Annotated in this window: 21 protein-coding genes, 7 tRNA genes and 1 riboswitch; of the genes, 17 read left to right on the top strand and 11 right to left on the bottom strand. The window is 65.7% G+C overall.

Translation table 11 applies throughout. The annotated features are described in order from the left end of the window. Positions 1-155: 155 nt before the first annotated feature. Positions 156-1,013, bottom strand: coding sequence for an SDR family oxidoreductase (locus QNO10_RS08420; RefSeq protein ID WP_229947816.1), 858 nt, complete (start codon positions 1,011-1,013; stop codon positions 156-158). A 70-nt stretch (positions 1,014-1,083) separates the two neighbouring features. Here QNO10_RS08420 and QNO10_RS08415 point away from each other — a divergent pair, with 70 nt between their 5' ends. The 3 genes from QNO10_RS08415 to QNO10_RS08405 all read left to right on the top strand — a co-directional run bounded on the left by QNO10_RS08415 (position 1,084) and on the right by QNO10_RS08405 (position 2,822). After that, a complete protein-coding gene (locus QNO10_RS08415; protein ID WP_229947818.1) occupies positions 1,084-1,605 on the top strand; it encodes a hypothetical protein in 522 nt (173 codons plus the stop codon). Positions 1,606-1,653: 48 nt separating this feature from the next. Further along, positions 1,654-2,238 carry a DUF8817 family protein gene (locus QNO10_RS08410; protein ID WP_229947820.1) on the top strand — a complete coding sequence of 195 codons (585 nt, stop codon included), beginning with the start codon at positions 1,654-1,656 and terminating at the stop codon, positions 2,236-2,238. Positions 2,239-2,324: 86 nt separating this feature from the next. Beyond that, entirely contained in the window at positions 2,325-2,822 is a 498-nt protein-coding gene (locus QNO10_RS08405) for an SRPBCC domain-containing protein (protein WP_229947822.1), read from the top strand. Here the strand turns inward: QNO10_RS08405 and QNO10_RS08400 are convergent. From QNO10_RS08400 to QNO10_RS08365, 8 genes are all read right to left on the bottom strand, one after another. After that, on the bottom strand, positions 2,812-3,789 hold the full coding sequence (locus QNO10_RS08400; protein ID WP_229947824.1) for a GNAT family N-acetyltransferase: 978 nt from the start codon (positions 3,787-3,789) through the stop codon (positions 2,812-2,814). The two genes, QNO10_RS08405 and QNO10_RS08400, sit on opposite strands and share 11 nt — an antisense overlap. 178 nt (positions 3,790-3,967) lie before the next feature. Continuing rightward, on the bottom strand, positions 3,968-4,249 hold the full coding sequence (locus tag QNO10_RS08395) for a hypothetical protein (RefSeq protein WP_229947826.1): 282 nt from the start codon (positions 4,247-4,249) through the stop codon (positions 3,968-3,970). A 302-nt stretch (positions 4,250-4,551) separates the two neighbouring features. Continuing rightward, a tRNA-Gly gene (locus QNO10_RS08390) sits at positions 4,552-4,625 on the bottom strand. A gap of 25 nt (positions 4,626-4,650) precedes the next feature. Then, positions 4,651-4,722 (bottom strand) — tRNA-Val (locus QNO10_RS08385). Positions 4,723-4,778: 56 nt separating this feature from the next. Beyond that, a tRNA-Gly gene (locus tag QNO10_RS08380) sits at positions 4,779-4,852 on the bottom strand. A gap of 28 nt (positions 4,853-4,880) precedes the next feature. Further along, a tRNA-Val gene (locus QNO10_RS08375) sits at positions 4,881-4,952 on the bottom strand. Positions 4,953-4,986: 34 nt separating this feature from the next. Further along, positions 4,987-5,060: transfer RNA gene (locus QNO10_RS08370), tRNA-Cys, on the bottom strand. A gap of 68 nt (positions 5,061-5,128) precedes the next feature. Continuing rightward, a tRNA-Gly gene (locus QNO10_RS08365) sits at positions 5,129-5,202 on the bottom strand. Between the two features lie 225 nt (positions 5,203-5,427). Between QNO10_RS08365 and QNO10_RS08360 the strand changes: the two genes are divergently transcribed. From QNO10_RS08360 to QNO10_RS08310, 11 genes are all read left to right on the top strand, one after another. Further along, a tRNA-Val gene (locus QNO10_RS08360) sits at positions 5,428-5,502 on the top strand. Between the two features lie 140 nt (positions 5,503-5,642). Continuing rightward, on the top strand, positions 5,643-6,308 hold the full coding sequence (locus QNO10_RS08355) for an MBL fold metallo-hydrolase (RefSeq protein WP_229947828.1): 666 nt from the start codon (positions 5,643-5,645) through the stop codon (positions 6,306-6,308). A gap of 88 nt (positions 6,309-6,396) precedes the next feature. Continuing rightward, positions 6,397-7,353, top strand: a complete 957-nt coding sequence (locus QNO10_RS08350) for a PD-(D/E)XK nuclease family protein (protein ID WP_229947830.1) — start codon at positions 6,397-6,399, stop codon at positions 7,351-7,353. Between the two features lie 73 nt (positions 7,354-7,426). Further along, positions 7,427-8,029: a peptide deformylase gene (gene def / locus QNO10_RS08345; RefSeq protein WP_229947832.1), complete on the top strand. Its 603-nt coding sequence runs from the start codon at positions 7,427-7,429 to the stop codon at positions 8,027-8,029. 5 nt (positions 8,030-8,034) lie between these two features. Next, complete coding sequence (gene fmt / locus QNO10_RS08340; protein ID WP_229947835.1) at positions 8,035-8,970, top strand: methionyl-tRNA formyltransferase; 936 nt, start codon at positions 8,035-8,037, stop codon at positions 8,968-8,970. Continuing rightward, positions 8,967-10,469: an RsmB/NOP family class I SAM-dependent RNA methyltransferase gene (locus tag QNO10_RS08335; RefSeq protein ID WP_229947838.1), complete on the top strand. Its 1,503-nt coding sequence runs from the start codon at positions 8,967-8,969 to the stop codon at positions 10,467-10,469. Before fmt ends, QNO10_RS08335 begins: the two co-directional genes overlap by 4 nt. Before the next feature lie 11 nt (positions 10,470-10,480). After that, on the top strand, positions 10,481-11,149 hold the full coding sequence (rpe, locus tag QNO10_RS08330) for a ribulose-phosphate 3-epimerase (protein ID WP_229947841.1): 669 nt from the start codon (positions 10,481-10,483) through the stop codon (positions 11,147-11,149). 9 nt (positions 11,150-11,158) lie between these two features. After that, positions 11,159-11,304: riboswitch (FMN riboswitch) on the top strand. Between the two features lie 133 nt (positions 11,305-11,437). Next, the gene (gene pnuC, locus QNO10_RS08325) at positions 11,438-12,121 is read left to right on the top strand and encodes a nicotinamide riboside transporter PnuC (protein WP_229947845.1); all 684 of its coding nucleotides are present in this window, start codon (positions 11,438-11,440) and stop codon (positions 12,119-12,121) included. A 35-nt stretch (positions 12,122-12,156) separates the two neighbouring features. Further along, positions 12,157-12,564 (top strand): DUF1801 domain-containing protein, encoded by a 408-nt coding sequence (locus QNO10_RS08320; protein ID WP_229947848.1) that lies wholly within the window; start codon positions 12,157-12,159, stop codon positions 12,562-12,564. Positions 12,565-12,612: 48 nt separating this feature from the next. Beyond that, positions 12,613-13,707, top strand: coding sequence for a DNA alkylation repair protein (locus QNO10_RS08315; protein WP_229947849.1), 1,095 nt, complete (start codon positions 12,613-12,615; stop codon positions 13,705-13,707). 91 nt (positions 13,708-13,798) lie between these two features. Further along, positions 13,799-15,112, top strand: coding sequence for an SGNH/GDSL hydrolase family protein (locus QNO10_RS08310; protein ID WP_229947850.1), 1,314 nt, complete (start codon positions 13,799-13,801; stop codon positions 15,110-15,112). Between the two features lie 61 nt (positions 15,113-15,173). Here QNO10_RS08310 and QNO10_RS08305 read toward each other — a convergent pair whose 3' ends face one another. Both QNO10_RS08305 and QNO10_RS08300 read right to left on the bottom strand, forming a co-directional pair. Then, positions 15,174-15,707, bottom strand: a complete 534-nt coding sequence (locus tag QNO10_RS08305; protein WP_229947851.1) for a GNAT family N-acetyltransferase — start codon at positions 15,705-15,707, stop codon at positions 15,174-15,176. Positions 15,708-15,712: 5 nt separating this feature from the next. Beyond that, a complete protein-coding gene (locus tag QNO10_RS08300; protein ID WP_229947854.1) occupies positions 15,713-16,063 on the bottom strand; it encodes an ArsR/SmtB family transcription factor in 351 nt (116 codons plus the stop codon). A gap of 126 nt (positions 16,064-16,189) precedes the next feature. Here QNO10_RS08300 and arsB point away from each other — a divergent pair, with 126 nt between their 5' ends. Genes arsB through QNO10_RS08285 form a run of 3 tightly spaced genes read left to right on the top strand, consistent with a single transcriptional unit; the run spans position 16,190 to position 19,287 of the window. Continuing rightward, the gene (arsB, locus tag QNO10_RS08295; protein WP_283995875.1) at positions 16,190-17,302 is read left to right on the top strand and encodes an ACR3 family arsenite efflux transporter; all 1,113 of its coding nucleotides are present in this window, start codon (positions 16,190-16,192) and stop codon (positions 17,300-17,302) included. Continuing rightward, a complete protein-coding gene (locus QNO10_RS08290) occupies positions 17,299-17,715 on the top strand; it encodes an arsenate reductase ArsC (protein WP_229947856.1) in 417 nt (138 codons plus the stop codon). Before arsB ends, QNO10_RS08290 begins: the two co-directional genes overlap by 4 nt. Positions 17,716-17,733: 18 nt before the next feature. Next, positions 17,734-19,287, top strand: a complete 1,554-nt coding sequence (locus QNO10_RS08285; protein WP_229947859.1) for an FAD-dependent oxidoreductase — start codon at positions 17,734-17,736, stop codon at positions 19,285-19,287. Positions 19,288-19,304: the final 17 nt, after the last annotated feature.

Raw genomic sequence — 19,304 nt, 5'->3', positions numbered from 1 at the left:
TCCCGCCACGCCCCCGGCCGAGGCATTCTGAGCCTAGGATCGGCCGGGTTCGGCGACCACGTAGTTTCTTCACATGAACGACGTCGGCGTGCAGAAAAACCAAGTAGTTGGGGAGGCCCCGAAGCGAGTATGGAGACCTCGTGCGGGGGTATCCCTCAGGGCATCCAGGAACGCATAGTTTCAATCAGCGGCTCGGTGGGCCTGCCGATCAGCTTGGACAACTCACCCGTCGCCGGAGCCAACGCACCGTCGCGCATGTTGGCGTTGAGCATGCCGAGGAATCCTGCGGTTCCTTCATCAAGTCCGAGGCCGATCAGCTGCTTCTGTTCTTGCTCCGGAGTGAGGACCTCATAGCGGACGGGGGTCCCGAGGATCTCCTGTGCGGCAGCCGCGAACTCCGTGTAGGTCCAGCCGGTGTCCCCGGACAGTTCATACGCTTCGCCTTCGTGGCCGGGGGTGCTGAGCACGACGGCTGCGGCTTCGGCATAGTCGCGTCGCGGAGCGCTGGCAATACGCCCTCCACCAACACTATTGGCGACGACGCCGGTTTGGCGGGCGACGTCGAACTCCTGCCGGTGGTTCTCCGTGTACCAGCCGTGGCGGAGGAACGTCGCCGGGATACCCGATGCGGAAATCAGTTCCTCGGTGGCCCGATGCTCGGGTGCGAGGGCGAGAACCGTCGTCGGCGCCTCAAGTACTGAGGTGTAGACCAGCTGCCGGACGCCTGCGGTCCGCGCCGCTTCGACGGCGTTGGTATGCTGCGCAACCCGGCGTCCCGGTTCGTTCATCGAAATGAGGAATACCTTTTCGACGCCGTCCAGCACACCGGCTAGGGTGGCGGCATCGTCGAGGTCGACCCGAGCGGTGCGCAGGCCGTGGTCCGCGAGTTCAGTCAGTCGATCCTGGTTCCGGCCCAGGGCAAGGATGTTGCCCGGCGCGGTTCCGCGTCTGATCAGTACGTCGATTGTGAGGCCGCCGAGCTGCCCGGTGGCGCCGAAGATGGCAATAGTCATGGAAGGTTCCTTTCAACCGGGCCCGGCGAACATGGTGCGTCTGCAGGCATTGCAGACATACAGTACGGGCATGGACGAAACAGCAGCCACCGAGGTCCTTCTCGACCCGAACCCTGACTTCATCGTGGAACTGGTGGGCAAGGTGGTGGGACAGACCTGGCCGGAGGATCCGGGCGGTTTGGGGGAGTACCTTGCGGGTATCGGATGCATGCCCCTGCCGCCGCGGCCGGGTGATCTGGTGGAACCATCGACAGAGGGCAACCTGACAATGCCCGGTATCGAGATGGAAAACGGTTCGTGGGCCGCTTTGAAAGGACGCCTGTTTTCACTCAACTTCTTTTTCTACCCCGGACCGCAGGTGCTTCCCGGATACGAGGACGTCCGGCAGGGATTGATCGACGCGTACGGAGTTCCGCTGGAGGAAACCAGGCAGGGAAACCGCTCCGCCGTTTGGTGTGTAGGAGAGACGATGATTGAGCTGTATGGCCACGTCACCGTGGCACCCGTGCTGCAGCTCGGCCCGGGTCACCGGGAACTGTCCCGGGTCTACAACGACGTGGTTCGTTCACTCCCGGGGTCTGATCCACAGTAGTTTGCTGCAGCCCTGTCCGCTGGCTGCGCGGCGGCGCACAATATGGGCATGCCTCCGCAGGTCATTCCGATGCTTCCGTGCACGGATATCGACGAGATGTCTGCCTTCTTCTCCGCACTGGGCTTTCAGATCCGGTACCGGCAGACCAAGCCCAACCCTTATGTCGCAGTGGAAGGATATGGTTTTCCGCTGCACTACTACGGGCTGGAGGGGCACCGTGCCGAGGAATCACACAGCACCTGCGGCATCCTGGTGGCAGACACTGGATCCCTTTTCGAAGCTTTCGCTGCAGGTCTGAAGACCGCCTACGGGCGGCTCCCGGTCTCCGGTTATCCGCGCATCACCCGCCCGCGCCCACGCGCAAACGCCGATGGCAGGACCGGATTCAGTCTGATTGATCCGGCGGGGAACTGGATCCGAATCATGAATGAAGGGCCGGTTCCGCAGGCTAAGGCAGAGTCCTCGCCGCTTGGCCGGAGCCTGGACAACGCCGTAGTCCTCGCTGACAGCAAGGGCGATACGGCCCAGGCCGCAAAGATCCTCTCGGGCGCCATCCGTCGAGCCGATGCAGCGGACCCCGGAATGTCCGCTGCCCGCGGGTTCCTGGCCGAGCTGGAAGAACGGATGCTGTAGCCGGATAAACCCCGGGGCGCAGTCCGGTTCGTGACACGCAGGACCGGAGCGGAATGGACATCCACAGGTGTGCCACAATCGTGGCCATGCCGCTCACCTCTGTATCAACTGCCGACGGAACACTTCTGATTTCCTGGGCGTTTCCCGCGCCGGCACAGGCCGTCTGGGCAGGATTTACTGACGCCGCCCTCTTGTCCCAATGGCTGGGCCGGCCAACCGAATGCGACGTCAGGCCGCGCGGGATGGTCTCTGTGGACCATGGCGGAGGCTATCTGTCCAGGAGCGTCATCACTGATATGGACCGCCCTCGTAAGCTGGCCATGTCTTGGGAGTTCCCGGAGGAACCCGAATCGCGCATCGTCATCCAGCTTCGCGGCACCGATACAGGGACCGTGATGAACTTCGCGCATCACGATCTCGGGACCCTCGTCGATTCCTACGGTCCCGGCTGGATTACGCACCTGACGTATATGGAAGCCGCCGTCGCGGGTACCGCCATACCCGCCTCCCAGTTCTGGTCCCTGCATGCCACTTTCGAGAAGATGTATGCCGCCCACCTGACAGCGGATACCGCTACGCCGTGACGGTTGCCTTCTGCAGGATGATCTCCGTTTCGACCGGCGTGAAACCCATCCTGGTGTTGATGGAGCGCATCCACACATTCCGGTCATCGCTGCTGGTCCGGACCTTGGAGACATTGCCCGTCTCAGAAGCACGCTGCAGCGACGCCAGCTTCACGGCTGCTCCGAGACCGTGGCCGCGGTGGGCGGAGACCACAAGCGTTCCTTCAATCTGCGCCGGCCGTTCGGGATCGGCGGCCGCCACCAGGCAGGTCCATGCCGCAACATTTCCAGCTTCGTCCACGGCGATCGACTCAAACACCGTGGACCCTTGGGCGACCCAGAGGTTCATCTCCTCGGCATATTCCTCCGGCGATACCGTGGTCTCGCCCCAGCCGAGCTCTCCGTTTGGCGCCTCGGCATCAACCAGGCCCTTGATCTGCCCCACCTGTTCACGGAAGTGCTCCGGGACGCCATTGACGTAGGTGGAGATTTCGTAACCGGGCGCCGTCGTCGGGCCGGCAAGCTGGCTGTCGCGGAGAACCAATTCCACAACGGTTTCGGTGGTTGCCGGAGAGTAGCCCAGAGGGCAAGCGAAGTTTCGAGTGAACGCGTCGATTTCGGCTGGGGTGGAACGGTAAGCACTTGCCACGAACCTCGTGGTCGACGTCGGGCTGGCGTCTTCGGCCGCACGCGCCAACGCGGACCCAACCCCGGCGTTTTGGTGGGCAGGATCGACCCAAACGAATATCCAGGTGGTGTCCGGGGTATCGGCTGAATTCATGCCGGCCGCGAAGCCAAGCAGGGTGGTCCCGTGCCATGCTCCGATCACATGGTTCCGCCACCCATTCGGAGTTCGCCACGCCAGGAACCGGGCTTCCTTGACGAGGGGAGTCCAGCCGGTTCGGACGCTTTGCGTTGCCGCGCATTCAATGCGGTAGGCATCGGCCATCACAACGTCATCATGAAGGTCCAGAGGGCAAATTTGCATAAGACACACTTTAGGACCCGCGAGGATATAAGCCGGTATTAGCATCGGCGGATTCGAGAAAAGGTCCCGAATGCCGTAAACGCCGCTCCGCCGGGCGGCTGCGGTTAAACAATTCAGGCACGGCACCCAAAGGTGCCGCGCCTGAATCAATGTCCGGCACAAGGCCGGGAAACGCTGGTTACGCGTTGTGGTTGTTGTGTCCACGGTGGCCGGACTTGGCCAGGCCGCGGGCAACCATCAGACCGACCGTGAGGAAGGTGATGTACTGCATGGCCTGTGCGGCGTTGAATGCATCCAGACCGTTTTCGCTGGCATTGTCGCCAACAACAGCAGCCGTGATGATCGTGGCGATGACGGCCAGAACGTAAACGGCGAATTCGAGCGTGCGCGTCGACACCTTGATGTCGTTGGCGTTGCGAACAGTGGTGTTCGAGTGATCATTGTGAGTCTGCGTAGTCATGTGGTTCTCCTCATGTAGTGGTACGAGCGGCCTATTGGCCATGCAACTTTGATTCCGCTACTGAACCATGTCGACTTTTTCTTTACTGGAGACACTTTATCTATGGGACAGCTAATAAGCAAACTTAGTATTGCCATTGGCGTCCGTGCTCAAGCCGCAATTCCTCCGCTTTGTGGCAATCCCTGCACTGCGCGCCGGAGGGATTGCCACAAAGCGGAGGTGTCAGGACAAAACGGAGTTAAACAAAAGAAGGAACAGGTAAAAACCTGTTCCTTCCAGATCGGCCACCAGGACCGGGGGAGAGCGGACGACGGGATTCGAACCCGCGACATCCACCTTGGCAAGGTGGTGCTCTAGCCAGCTGAGCTACGTCCGCAAATGTAAACAGTCGAAACTGTCCGTGCGCGATACTGGGATCGAACCAGTGACCTCTTCCGTGTCAGGGAAGCGCGCTACCGCTGCGCCAATCGCGCCCTAAACTGCTCGGCCCGTTCAGGACGAATCCTGGAAAACCATAAGCAGAAGGGAGAGCGGACGACGGGATTCGAACCCGCGACATCCACCTTGGCAAGGTGGTGCTCTAGCCAGCTGAGCTACGTCCGCAAGAAAAGCACTGAAACAGTACTGTTCGTGCGCGATACTGGGATCGAACCAGTGACCTCTTCCGTGTCAGGGAAGCGCGCTACCGCTGCGCCAATCGCGCCCATAAATGGGTCTTGCCATACTGCTTACCACTGTGGAGGTGGGGACGGGATTCGAACCCGCGTATACGGCTTTGCAGGCCGCTGCCTCGCCTCTCGGCCACCCCACCGTAACCGCCGCATAAAGCTTTGGAGAACCGACCCAGAAAACCAGGAGCGGCTTGTACAGTGACTTGCGAGCGGACGACGGGATTCGAACCCGCGACATCCACCTTGGCAAGGTGGTGCTCTAGCCAGCTGAGCTACGTCCGCATGTTGATCATGCAGGGAGCTTTTGACCCCGGATTGCTTGCGCTTTCCGAGGCGAACCCCCGCTTTCCAACGAAGAAAAACTCTATAGGACGTTTGCGGGTTCGTCCAATCGGTCCCGGGGTTCCGCACTGGTTTGGAGTCGTGCAGGATGTGGGCTAGCATCTTTAGACGTTGGAGTGCTTTCGGGTACACCAGCTGGATCCAGCAAAAGGATCTGGCAAAGAAGGGCGATTGGCGCAGTGGTAGCGCGCTTCGTTCACACCGAAGAGGTCACTGGTTCGAACCCAGTATCGCCCACCAGCACAGGCCGTCACTTTCCCTACGGGAAGGTGGCGGCCTTTCTGTGTCTGGGGCGCTTCCGTATCCTGTCCGGCAGGCGCATGCTGTGCAGTTGGAACAGAAACGTGGACCACTGGACACCACCGGGAGGAAGGGGCGCGATGCCGCAGCCGGAGACCAGCCAGCTGGCAAACCCCCTGGAGGGCCTGCTGGCCACGCCAACTGCCCGCCTGCCCTATCAAGACAATGTGCTGCTGCGTTCCTATGTCCTCCAACGGCCCGCGGGCAACGTCATCATCTACAACTCGCCCGGGATCGGCAGCGCGCATCAAGCCATCGGGGAACTGGGCGGCGCAGGACGGCTGCTGATCAATCACGCCCATGAAGCCATGTACGGCGCTCCCGGGCTGGATGTTCCGGTCTATGTGCACGCCGGTGACCGGACCGAGGTGGCTGCCGCCATGGAGGTAGCCGCCGTGTTCGAGGACCGGCAAATGATTGACGGCGACCTGGAAGTGATTCCGACACCGGGCCACACAGCCGGCACCGCCACCTATTTATGGGACAGCGGTAACGGTCGCTTCCTCTTCACCGGAGATTTCCTCTGGATTGAGCACGGCGAATGGAAGGCCGTGGTCCTGGACCCCTCGCTGCGGCAGGCCTACCTCAATAGCCTGGCGCTGGTCCGTGAGCTCGATTTCGATGTCCTTGTACCGTGGGGAACCACCGACGACGGCCCCCCGTACGGACTGGCCGGCAGCAGGGCGGAGATCCGGAGCCGGGTGGACGCAGTGATCAGCCGCATTCGGTCCGGGGGCACACGGTAAAGGCCGGCTGCATGAGGCGGCCCGGACACAAGGTCCGTCCCGGCAGCCCTGCACCCGGAGTGTCGCCGCCGGGTGGCAGACTGGAAACATGACTGAACCAGCATTGGCCCACGCTACCGAATACGGACGGATGTACTCGCGGTCCCTCTCGGAGCCGCCGACGGTCCCGTCCATCACGACCGTAATCTCGCAGGGGTCCACCTCCCTGGACGGTTGGCACAGCTACATGGCGGCCTCCGCCGTCGTCAAGGATCCGAAGCTCACCGCCGCCCTTGGCAGTCCCTCGCAGCTGCGGTCCGTGGTGAAGGAAGCCTCCTCGGCCTCCGAACGCTACCGCGACGCCGCCGCCCAGCGGGGCACCCGGGTGCACTTCTACTGTGAGCAGGTGGCACTCCGGGCCCTGGACCGTCCGCATGAAGTCGAACGTGCGCGTGAGGAACTGGCTGCCCGCGGAGAACACCAGTTCGCGGACCGGTTCGACGAATGGTGGAAGCTCTACGACGTCCAGCCCATCGCGCCTGAGATCACGGTGTGGAACGCCGAACTGGGCTACGCCGGCACGCTGGACCTCGTGGCACGGATCGGTGGACGGCTGTGCCTCATCGACTACAAGACCAAGAACACCGACCGCGACGGCCAGGTCAAGCAGCTGGACGACAAGGTGGTTATGCAGCTGGTCGCGGGGATGAAGGCGCAGGAATCGCTGGTCGACGCCGGTGCCGGCACCTGGGAGCCCTGGGCATACGGTCAGTCCCCGCTGCTGCTGGGCGTTGCCGTCGGCCAGACCGAAGTACGGCCCATGCGGGCCAACCCGGATGTGCTGCCCCAGCACTGGTTCAAGTTCTGCGCCCTGCGCCGGGTCTGGCAGACCAACATCGACGCCGTCTCAGCCGGGCGTGCGTTGCTGCCCGTGCCGCCGCCTCCGGTGGGCTCGCACGCAGCACCGGTGCCAGAAGCGCCGGCACCCAACCAGGACGCGCCGGCCCCGGAGCAGCCGTCCCCGGACCAGCAGACTTCCGTCCCGTCCGGCGCTCCCCAGCGCTGATCGTCCCGGTGGGCGGCGGAGCCAACTAGACTGGATTCGATCCCATGCAGCAACAGTGAGGAACGAACCCCCGATGGCCATCCTGAATATCCGCACGCTCGGCGACCCGGTCCTGCGGACCCGCGCCGAAGACGTGACCGACTTCGGCCCCGAACTGGCGAAGCTGGTAGCGGACATGGAGGAAACCATGGAGGACGTGGAAGGTGCCGGACTGGCAGCACCACAGGTCGGCGTCAGCCTGCGGGTCTTCACCTACCGGGTGGACGGCCAGTCAGGCCACGTCGTTAATCCCGTCCTGGAACTGAGCGATGACCGCCAGCCGGACCAGCTTGAGGGCTGCCTGTCCATCCCTGGCCTCGGCTACCCGGCACCGCGCTACCGCTGGGCGCGCGTCACCGGCGTCGACCTGCACGGCAACCCGATCAGCATCGAGGGCGAAGGGATGCTCGCCCGCTGCTTCCAGCACGAAACTGACCACCTGAACGGTTCGCTCTATATCGACCGGCTCGAGGGCGAGGACCGCAAGGATGCGCTGCGCGCCATCCGCCAGCGCGAATATGATGCGATCGCGGACCGCACCATCGCCCAGCGCGCCCAGAGCGTGGGCTCCAGCTTCGGGACCTTCGGCCAGGCCACGGCCGGCAAGGGCTCCTTCGGCACTCCGGCCGGGGCGTAGGGCCCGTGGCACTTCGAGTCCTGTTTGCCGGCACCCCTGCGGTCGCCGTGCCCTCACTGGATGCGCTGCTGGAGGCCGGGTTCGACGTCGTCGGCGTTCTCACCCGTCCGGACGCCCCGCTGGGACGTAAGAAGGTCCTGACCCCCTCGCCGGTGGCTGCCCGCGCCCAGGAACTGGGCCTGCCGGTGATCCGCGCCGCGAAGGTGGACGATGAGGCCATCGCGGCCATCACGGCGCTGGAGCCCGACGTCGCCGCGATCGTTGCGTACGGCGCCCTGGTTCCGGCCCGCGCCCTCACCGTGCCGAAACACGGCTGGATCAACCTGCACTTCTCGCTGCTGCCCGCCTGGCGCGGCGCCGCCCCGGTGCAGCACGCGGTCATTGCCGGCGACGACATCACCGGCGCGTCCACTTTCCTGCTCGAAACCGGGTTGGACACCGGCCCGGTCTACGGCACGCTCACCGAAATGGTGCGGCCGGAGGACACCAGCGGCGACCTGCTCGAACGCCTCTCACACTCCGGTGCGGTACTGCTCGCACAGACGCTCAGTGCGGTCGACGCCGGCGCAGCGGTGCCGGTGCCGCAGCAGGGTGACATCACGCTGGCTCCCAAGCTCAGCATCGACGATGCCCGCGTGGACTGGCAGCAGCCCGCCCTGGCCATCCGCCGCCGCATCAACGGCGTCACCCCCGAACCCGGTGCGTGGACCACCTGGGACGGCGCCCGGTTCAAGATCGGTGCCGCCAGGCTGCGCTCCGACGTCACCGACCTGCGCCCCGGCCAGGTCCGCTTCACCGGCGGCGGGGACGCCGCCGCCGTCGTGGGCACCGGCTCACACGGACTCGAACTGCTGCGTGTCCAGCCCGCAGGCAAGAAAATGATGCCGGGGGCCGACTGGGCCCGCGGCCTCGCCAACCGTGAGGACGTGGTCTTCGAATGACCCCCCAGCCCGACCAACCCAACAAACACCGCAACGACAAGGGCCACGAACGCCGCCGCGCCGCCGTCAAGACCCGCACCGCAGCAGCCCCCGGCCAGCGCACCCGTGCCGCGGACCCGGCCCGGCTCGTCGCCTTCGAAGTGCTCCGTGCCGTCTCCGGCGACGACGCCTATGCCAACCTGGTGCTGCCCAAGAGCATCCGCAAGCACCGGCTGGATAAGCGTGACGCCGGGTTCGCCACCGAACTGGCCTACGGCGCACTGCGCGGCCAGGGCACCTATGACGCCATCCTCGCCAAGTGCGTGGACCGCCCGCTGGAACGCCTGGACCCCGCCGTCCTCGACGCCCTGAGGATCGGCACGCATCAGCTGCTGGCCATGCGCGTACCTGCCCACGCAGCCCTGGATCAGACGGTGGGCCTGGCCCGCGCCGTCATCGGTGCCGGGCCGTCCGCCCTGATCAATGCCGTGCTGCGCAAGGTCGCAGCCCGCAGCCTGGACGAGTGGGTGGAACTTCTTACTGAAGGGGAAACGGACGCGGTTCGGCGCTCCGCCATCGAGCACTCACATCCGGAGTGGATTGTCCGTGCCCTGCGCCAGTCCCTGGTGGCGCACGGCCGCAGCGTCGAGGAGATCACCGATCTGCTGCGCGCCGACAACGACGCGCCCGTGGTGAACCTGGTTGCGCTGCCCGGCCTCGGCGACCTCGACGAGGCCCGCGCCGCCGGTGCCGTTGACGGCGAACTCGTGAAGGACTCCGCACTGTTCTCCGCCGGCGACGTCGGCCGCCTCGACTCGGTCCGCGCCGGCACCACACGGGTGCAGGACGCGGGCTCGCAGCTGGTGGCCCGCGCACTTGCCGAGGTGGACCTCAACGGTGATTCGATTGACGAAGACGGCGTGGAGAAGTGGCTGGACATGTGCGCCGGCCCAGGCGGCAAGGCTGCCCTGCTGGCCGCCCTCGCCCACGAGCAGGGCGCCGTGCTGCTGGCCAACGAACCCGCCCCGCACCGTGCGCAGCTCGTCCGCCAGGCCCTGGACGCCGTCCCCGGGGAAACCTGGAACGTCCGCACCGGCGACGGCCGCACCATCGCCGAGGACTACCCGGAAACCTTCGACCGGATCCTCGTCGACGCTCCCTGCACCGGCCTCGGCGCCCTGCGCCGCCGCCCGGAATCCCGCTGGCGCCGCCAGCCAACCGACGTCGGCGAACTCGGCATCCTGCAGCGCGAACTGCTCACCACCGCCGTGGACGCCGTCAAACCCGGGGGAGTGGTGGCCTACGTGACGTGCTCGCCGCACCCCGCGGAGACCACCGCCGTCGTCGCCGATGTGATGCGGAAGCGCAACGACCTGGAACTGCTCGACGCCGGAGCGGCACTGGACGCGGCCAGCCTGCCCGGTGCGCTGGAAGCCGGGCATGAATCCACCGCCCAGCTCTGGCCGCATATCCACGCCACCGACGCCATGTTCCTGGCGCTGATCCGCCGCAAAATCTAGGAGAAACCTTCGTGAGCAAGTGCTGCATTAACCCGAGCATCCTCTCCGCCGACTTCGTGAACCTCGAAGCCGAGCTGCAGCGGATCAGCGCGGCGGACGCCGTGCACGTGGACGTGATGGACAACCACTTCGTGCCGAACCTGACCATCGGGCTGCCCGTGGTGGAACGGATCCAGCAGGTGTCCGCGCTGCCGTTGGATGCGCACCTGATGATCGCCGACGTCGACCGCTGGGCGCCGCTGTACGCGGAGGCCGGCCTTGCGTCAGTGACCTTCCATGTGGAGGCGTCGGCGGCGCCGGTCAAGCTCGCCCGCGAGCTGCGGGACCGCGGCGCCAAGGCCGGCATGGCGCTGCGCCCGGCCACCCCGGTGGAGCCGTACCTGGACATGCTGCCCGAGCTGGACATGCTGCTGATCATGACGGTGGAGCCCGGCTTCGGCGGACAGAAGTTCCTCGACATCACACTGCCCAAGATCCGCCGGGCCGCGGAGGCCGTCCGCGGCTCCGGGCTGCCGCTGGCGATCCAGGTGGACGGCGGCATCTCGCCGGAAACCATCGAACGGGCAGCGGAGGCGGGTGCGAACGTGTTCGTGGCCGGATCGGCCGTGTACGGCTCGGGTGATCCCAATGACGCTATCCGCAAACTGCGCGCGCAGGCCGAAGCGGCTGTGCAAGAATAGTTAGCAACAAACGTGCTCCGGGGTCGGTGTAATTCCGAACCGGCGGTTATAGTCCGCGACCCGCACTGCCGATCCGAAAACCTCGGGGAAGCGGTTCGGTTGAATCGGTGAAATTCCGATACCGACAGTTAAAGTCTGGATGGGAGAAGCACGTGCAGTTTGTTGTTCCGCCGGCTTTGCCGACCCTTCGAGGTCCCTCTTTCCAGGGGTGACCCCTCGGACCGGTCGTACCCCGGCGACGCACCGTACTGTCGTACCCCCGGAGCACCCGCTGAGGGATAGGACGACATGGATTTTCTACGGTGGCTCTTTGAAGCACAGATTCCGGTGGGCGAGAGCTCACTGCTGGTGCGCGAACTAGTCGGCAACATCTTCGGGCTGCTCAGCGCCCTAGGCGGCATGCGCCGCAAAGTCTGGGCCTGGCCGATCGGCATCCTGGGTAACCTGCTCCTGCTGACCGTCTTCCTGGGCTCCATGTTCGGCGGTGCGGATACGGCCACCCTGCTGGGGCAGGCCGGACGGCAGATCATGTTCATTGCCGTGTCGATTTACGGCTGGCGGCGCTGGCAGCAAAGCAAGACCAGCGGCGGCGCGGCCGTGACGCCGCAGTGGGCCTCCGGCCGGGAACGGATCGGACTGGTGGTCATCATGCTGCTGGGCACCGTTGCCCTGACGCCTGTCTTCGCCCGGCTGGGTTCCTATGAACCGGTATGGGCGGATGCCTGGACCTTCGTCGGATCACTGCTCGCCACCTACGGCATGGCCAAAGGTTGGGTCGAGTTCTGGCTCATCTGGGTGGCCGTGGACATTGTCGGCGTGCCGCTGCTCTTCAGCGCCGGCTACTACGCCACCGCCTTTATGTACCTCTTCTACGGGGGCTTCACCCTGGCTGGCTTCTTTGTCTGGTGGAAGGCCAAGCGGAATGAAAAACCGCAGGTGGAAGTCCTGATGCCGGACCCGCGGACGCGGTAGATCTGGCGGCCGGCACTTCGACGAGGAGCCACATCATGGAACCAACAAACACCAGCGTCAGCCGCTTCATCGACGGTGTGGCGTCACCCGTGCGCCGGCGCGACGCCCGGACACTGGTCGCTCTGATGACGCGGATCACCGGAGAGCAGCCGGCCATGTGGGGGCCGTCGATTGTTGGCTTCGGCAGCTACCACTACAAATATGCCAGTGGGCGCGAGGGGGATGCCGGAGCGGCGGCATTCTCGCCGCGCAGGAGCGCCACCACGGTTTACCTTCCTGATGGTGTGGACCCGTACACCGAGCAGCTGTCGCGGCTCGGTGACCATACGACCGGTGCCGGTTGCCTTTACATCAAGGACCTGGGCAAGGTGGACCTTGACGTCCTCGGAGGGATCATTGCCGAGTCCTACCGGCGCGTTACCGGGGAAACCAGCGGAACCTAGCCAAAGGATCACTCATCGATGCGGGCATCAAAGTAACGGGGGAGCACCATGGGCGCGATGGATGACCTGCTGGGGTCGAACGAGGTCAAAGTTCTGTCCGAGGCACTGGCAGCCGCGGCACCCGGTGTCGTCTGGGACGGAGTGCTGGCCGCCCGGACCCAGCTGGAACCGCTGTCGCTGCGCGGCCGGACCGACGTCGTCGCACACGCGCTCGTTCGCGCGCTGGGCACCTATCCGGCCGCCGCAACGGCATTCCGTGCCGCGCTGGAGGATCCGACGTTTACGGGCTGGGCGCTGTGGCCGGTCACCGAGGCGGCTGTCACTTTGGCGCTGGACGACGGCGGCACCCAGGCCTTCGACGATGCCCTGGCCCTGCTCGCGGAACTGACTCCGCGGCTGACCAGCGAGTTCGCCATCCGCCGGCTGCTGCAGGCCGATCACGAACGGGCACTGGCGATCATGCAGACCTGGACAAACCATCCCAACGAACACGTGCGCCGGCTGGCCAGCGAAGGAACCCGGCCCTACCTGCCGTGGGCTGTCCGGGTGCCGTTGCTGCTCGCCACGTCAGGGGCGACGCTGCCGCTGCTGGATGCGATGCACAACGACGAGTCCGAATACGTCCGCCGGTCGGTAGCGAACCACACCAACGATCTGGCCCGGCACGCGCCGGAGCTGGTCCTTGAAGCAGCCGCACGCTGGCAGCAGACCGGCACGCCCGGCAGCACCTGGGTGGTCCGGCGCAGCCTGCGGACCCTGGTCAAAAAGGGCAATCCGCGGGCCCTGGAACTGATGGGGTTCACGCCGGCGCAGGTAAGCGTCACCGGGCTGCGGACGGAAACCTCCGTTCTGGCCCTGCCCGGCGAGCTCGCCTTCAACTTTGTCCTGACGAATACCGGCGACGCTCCGGCCCGGCTGTCAGTCGATTACGCAGTGCACTACGTCAAGGCGAACGGATCCACGGCGGAGAAGGTCTTCAAACTGACCGCGGTGTCCCTGGAGCCCGGGGAGTCCCGGCAGCTGCGCGGCCGGCACGGCTTCCGGCAGATGACCACCCGCCGGCACTATGCTGGCATCCACGCCCTGGAAGTGCAGGTGAACGGCATCCGACACGACCGCCTCGAGTTTGAGGTGGTGCTGTAGGGGTTCGCGCCTGGCCAGGAATTCCTGATGCTAACGTGACTACACGCCTGGCACCCGCCACCAGGAGAATGAGCACGAAGGAAATGCAGAAGTGAGACACCCAACTACCCGGTCCAGCTTCGTGCTCATGCTGGCCGGCCTTTTGACGGCTGCACTGAGCGTCCCAGTTGCCCTGGCGGCCACGGAAAATCGTTCCGGCCCGGAGGCAACTTCCGGTGGTGATGCCGGCGCCCACGCCGTGGCACCGGAACGCGGTACGCGGGGATCGGCACCCACAGCACCATGGATAGGCAGCTGGGCTGCTGCGATGACCCCGGCGGGCGCCGCAGGCACCATTTCCGGGGCGGGGTTCACCGACACCACGCTTAGGCAAACAACTCATTTGTCCGTGGGAGGAGACAGCCTGCGCCTCCGGATCAGTAACGATTTCGGCACCACCGCGTTGGTGATCGGCTCCGCTGCCGTATCTCCCGGAACCGCAGCAGAGGACCCGGACCCGGACCAGTTACGCCAGGTGACCTTCGGCGGTGCCACATCAGTAAGCATTCCGGCCGGCGCCGAATGGGTCTCGGATCCCGTGCAGCTGCCGGTGGAAAGCGATTCCGACCTATCGGTGAGCCTGTACCTACCCGGACCCACGGGACCGGCATCAATCCACAGCCTCGGACTGGCGACGTCGTACCGCGCAGATGGAGATGCCACCTCCCGCCCGGCGGATGCCTACGAAGCCCTGGACACGTCACGCTACTTCTTGGCGGGAGTGGACACGAGTTCGAATGCGCTCGGTTCGGTGGTCTTCTTCGGCGACTCGATCACTGACGGATACGCCTCATCCGATGATGCCAACCTCCGGTACCCGGACCAGGTTGCCGACCGGCTACTCCGGCGGCCCGAAGCGCTGCAGTGCGGCGTGCTCAATTCCGGGATCAGCGGCAACCGTGTACTGGAGGACACCGGTACCGCAGGAATCTCGGCATTGGCACGTTTCGAAGATGACGTGCTTGACCAGACCGGCGTGCGGAGCGTGGTCCTCCTTGAGGGGATCAATGACATCGCCCGGACATCCGGAGCACTGGATCCTGCCTCGCTGATCGCCGTTTACCGGCAATTCACCCAACGCGCCCACGACCAGGGCATCCGGGTGGTCGGTGCCACGCTGACCCCCTTTGGCGGCGCCCGCAAGTACAACACCGCGGGTGAGCAGGACCGCCAGGCCGTGAACTTCTGGATCCGTACATCCGGGGAATTCGATGCGGTCATCGATTTCGACGCCGTGGTCCGGGACCCGGCAGACCCCAGCCGGCTCAAGCCCCGGTTCGATCCGGGTGACCACCTGCATCCCAATGACGCGGGCTACGCGGCCATGGCGGCAGCAGTCAACCTTCAGGACATCTGCAGCCGATAGCAATCCAACAGCAGGGGCCATCCGGAAGGGTAGCCCCAGCCCGCACTGTTGGTCGTCCGATTCAGTCGGTTCCGACGATGCCGCTGCGCCGTTCCAGGAACAGGGTGTCCCGCCATTCGCCGGCATGCGGTCCGTGCATCATCTTTGCCACACGTTCCCGCCTGCCGACCAGTCGAAAACCCTCGGCGATGTGCAGGGCGAGGCTAACCGTGTTCTCAGGGAAGATGCTGCACTGGAGCGTCCAGATCCCCGAGTTCTCGGCGGACGCTACCAGTGCGTGCAGCAGGAGCCTGCCGATCCCGCGGCCCTGGGCTGCGGGGGCAACGTAGACAGACTGTTCGACGACGCCCCGGTAGGCAGCACGTGGGGAAACGGGGGAGGCAGCGGCCCAACCCAGAATCTCATTGCCGGCTTCGGCAACGAGCCGAAGTCCGGGTAGATGCGCCGAATCAAAGGCCTCCCAACCGGGGACCTTGTCTTCAAAGGTGGCCTGGCCGGCCGCGATGCCGGCCGCGTAGATCGTGCGGACCGCCGGCCAGTCCGACGCCAGCAAAGGGCGGACGACTGGTGGAGCGCCCTTCACCGCCGCAGGCATGCTGTTTACCGCGGCGACAGAACCGCAGCCGCGCGCTCCAATGCGCCCGGAACGATGGAGTAGTAGGCCCAGACGCCGCGCTTCTCGCGGTGAAGGATACCGGCGTCGACCAGGATTTTCAGATGGTGGGAGACCGTCGGCTGGCCCAGCCCGATGGGCTCGGTGAGATCGCAGACGCAGGCTTCCTTGTTCTCTTGGGCGGCGATCAGCGAAACCAGACGCAGCCGGGTCGGCTCGGCCACGGCCTTGAGCAGCTGGGCGAACCGCTGCGCGTCTTCAAGGCTCAATGCCTCGGAGGTCAGCGGGGTGCAGCAGGCCTCAACGGCCGGAGCGGGAACTGTCAGTGCAGTGGTCACCAACCCATTATGCACAGATTGACAGGCATCGATATATGCCGGGATACTCGAATCCGAAAGATATCGATATTCGTCAATGTCGGGCGCCCTGTCGATGTCCTGCCACTGTCGCAGCCGAGGAGCTTTGTGAGCACGTCCACCGCACCACCCCAGACCGGCCAGGTCACCGCCCGGCTGTCCACCCTGGACCGGTTCCTTCCGGTCTGGATCCTCGCCGCGATGGCCGCCGGCCTGCTGCTGGGCAGGCTGGTTCCCGGCATCGGTCCCGCGCTGGACTCGGTGAGGATCTCCAACGTGTCGCTGCCCATCGCCGTCGGACTGCTGGTCATGATGTATCCGGTGCTGGCGAAGGTCCGCTACGACGAAACGCACCGGGTGGTCGCTGACCGCAGGCTGATGATCACCTCGCTGGTCCTTAACTGGGTCGCCGCCCCCGCGTTTATGTTCGCCCTGGCCTGGATCTTCCTGCCGGACCTGCCGGAGTACCGCACCGGACTGATCATTGTGGGGCTGGCCCGCTGCATTGCCATGGTGATGATCTGGAACGACCTCGCCTGCGGCGACCGCGAAGCCGCCGCCGTGCTGGTGGCCATCAACTCCGTGTTCCAGGTCCTGGCCTTCGGCGCGCTGGGCTGGTTCTACCTGCAGGTCCTGCCCGGCTGGCTGGGATTGGAAACCACCAGCGCCGGGTTCTCCTTCTGGGCGATCACGGCCAGCGTCCTGATCTTCCTGGGCATCCCGCTGCTGGCCGGCTTCCTCACCCGCACCCTTGGCGAAAAGGCGAAGGGCCGCGACTGGTACGAGGGAACGTTCCTGCCGAAGCTGGGCCCGTGGGCGCTCTACGGCCTGCTGTTCACCATCGTGCTGCTGTTTGCCCTGCAGGGGGACGAGATCACCTCGAACCCGCTCGACGTCGTCCGCATCGCCCTGCCGCTGCTGGTCTACTTCCTGGTGGTGTTCGGCGCCGGAATGCTCCTCGGCAGGATCCTGAAGATGGGGTATCCCCGCACCACCACGCTGGCCTTCACCGCCGCCGGCAACAACTTCGAACTGGCCATCGCCGTGGCGATCGGCACCTACGGCGTCACCTCCGGGCAGGCCCTGGCCGGCGTCGTCGGACCCCTGATCGAAGTTCCTGTCCTGGTTGCCCTGGTCTACGCCGCCCTCTGGGCGCAGAAGAAGTTCTGGCCTGCAGCCGCACCCGCCGTCCCCACCTCTCCAGAAAAGATGAACCGATGAGCACTCCCGAAACCAAGCCCTCCGTCCTGTTCGTCTGCGTACACAACGCCGGCCGGTCACAGATGGCCGCCGCGTACCTGCGAACCCTGGGCGAGGGACGGATCGAAGTCCGTTCCGCCGGCTCCGCGCCCGCCGACTCGGTCAACCCCGCCGCCGTGGAAGCCATGGCCGAGGAGGGCATCGACATGTCCGCCGAGCTGCCCAAGGTCCTGACCACCGAGGCGGTGAAGGAGTCCGACGTCGTCATCACCATGGGCTGCGGCGACGCCTGCCCGATCTTCCCCGGCAAGCGTTACGAGGACTGGAAGCTCGACGACCCGGCCGGCCAGGGCGTGGCCGCCGTCCGTCCCATCCGCGACGACATCAAGGCCCGCATCACCGCACTCATCGCCGACCTCCTGCCGGCCCGGTAACACCCGAGGATCCTTCACATGAACACCGAACTCTCCCAGCTTCCCGTCGCCGTCATCGGCTCCGGTCCCGTCGGACTGGCCGCCGCCGCGCACCTGCTCGAACGCGGACTGACACCGGTCATCTTCGAAGCCGGGGATGCACCTGCCTCGGCCGTCCGCGCCTGGGGGCATGTCCGGCTGTTCTCGCCCTGGCAGTACGACGTCGACGCCGCCGCCCGCCGCCTGCTCACGGGCACCGGCTGGCAGGAACCCGACGCTGACACGCTGCCCACAGGCGCGGAACTCCTCGAGCAGTACCTGTTGCCGCTGGCCGCGGTCCCCGCCATCCGCAGCGCCCTCCACACCAACAGCGAAGTTGTTGCCGTCAGCCGGGAAGGCCTGGACAAGACCCATACCGGCGGACGGGACACCACCCCGTTCCTGGTCCGCGTCCGCAACTCCGACGGCACAACTGCCGATCACCGGGTGCGCGCCGTGATCGACGCATCCGGCACCTGGAACACTCCCAACCCGCTGGGCACGGCCGGACTCGCAGCACCGGGGGAGGCCGAAGCGTACGGCGAAGGGTTTATCACCGCTCCGCTGCCGGATGTTACCGGCCGGGAACGTGCCCGGTTCGCCGGCAAGCACGTGCTGGTAGTCGGTGCCGGCCATTCGGCAGCGAACACGCTTCTGGCACTGGGGGAGCTGGCCGAGCAGGAACCGGACACCCGAATCAGCTGGGCCATCCGCCGGTCCTCGGCGGCAGGCGTGTACGGCGGCGGCGACCTCGACGGACTGCCCGCCCGCGGCGCGCTCGGCAGCCGGCTGCGAACCCTGGTCGAGGACGGCCGCATCGAACTGCACACCTCGTTCACCATCACCGGGTTCAAGAGCGCCGACTCCTTGACCGTCGTCGCGACTACCCCGTGCGGGGAGACGCAGCTGGACGTGGACCTGCTGGTTCCGGCCACCGGCTTCCGCCCCAACCTGGACATGCTGCGCGAAGTCCGGCTCGATCTTGACCCGGCCGTGGAAGCACCGCGGGCGCTCGGTCCGCTCATCGATCCGGAATTCCACAGCTGCGGCACCGTGACACCGCACGGTGCCCGGATGCTGTCCCACCCGGACAAGGACTTCTACATCACCGGCATGAAGTCCTACGGCCGGGCACCCACATTCCTGATGGCCACCGGCTACGAGCAGGTCCGCTCCATTGCCGCAGCACTGGCCGGGGACCAGCAGGCGGCCGACGACGTCCAGCTGGTCCTGCCCGAAACCGGGGTCTGCTCCACGGACCTGGGTGGCAGCTGCGACACGGTGGCCGGCTGCGACGCCGACGGTGCTGCTGATCAGGGAGAGGTGTCCTGCTGCGGGACTCCGGAACCGGCAGCTGCTGCGGTTGCTGCGGCTGACTCCTGCTGCGGGTCTCCGGCGCCGGAACCTGCGGCACTGGAAGCTGCCTCCTGCTGCGGAGCTCCGGAGGCGGAAGCTGCGCCGGCTGCTGACTCCTGCTGCGCGGCGCCGGAACCTGCGTTCCTCGGCATCCCGACGGATCTGGAACACGGTCGCTCCTCAGAACAGGGGAACTAACTCCGGATACCATGCCG

Source organism: Arthrobacter sp. zg-Y919 (assembly GCF_030142045.1).
In the GTDB taxonomy this organism is placed as follows: Bacteria; Actinomycetota; Actinomycetes; order Actinomycetales; family Micrococcaceae; genus Arthrobacter_B.
This window is presented reverse-complemented; position numbering and strand designations above follow the sequence as displayed.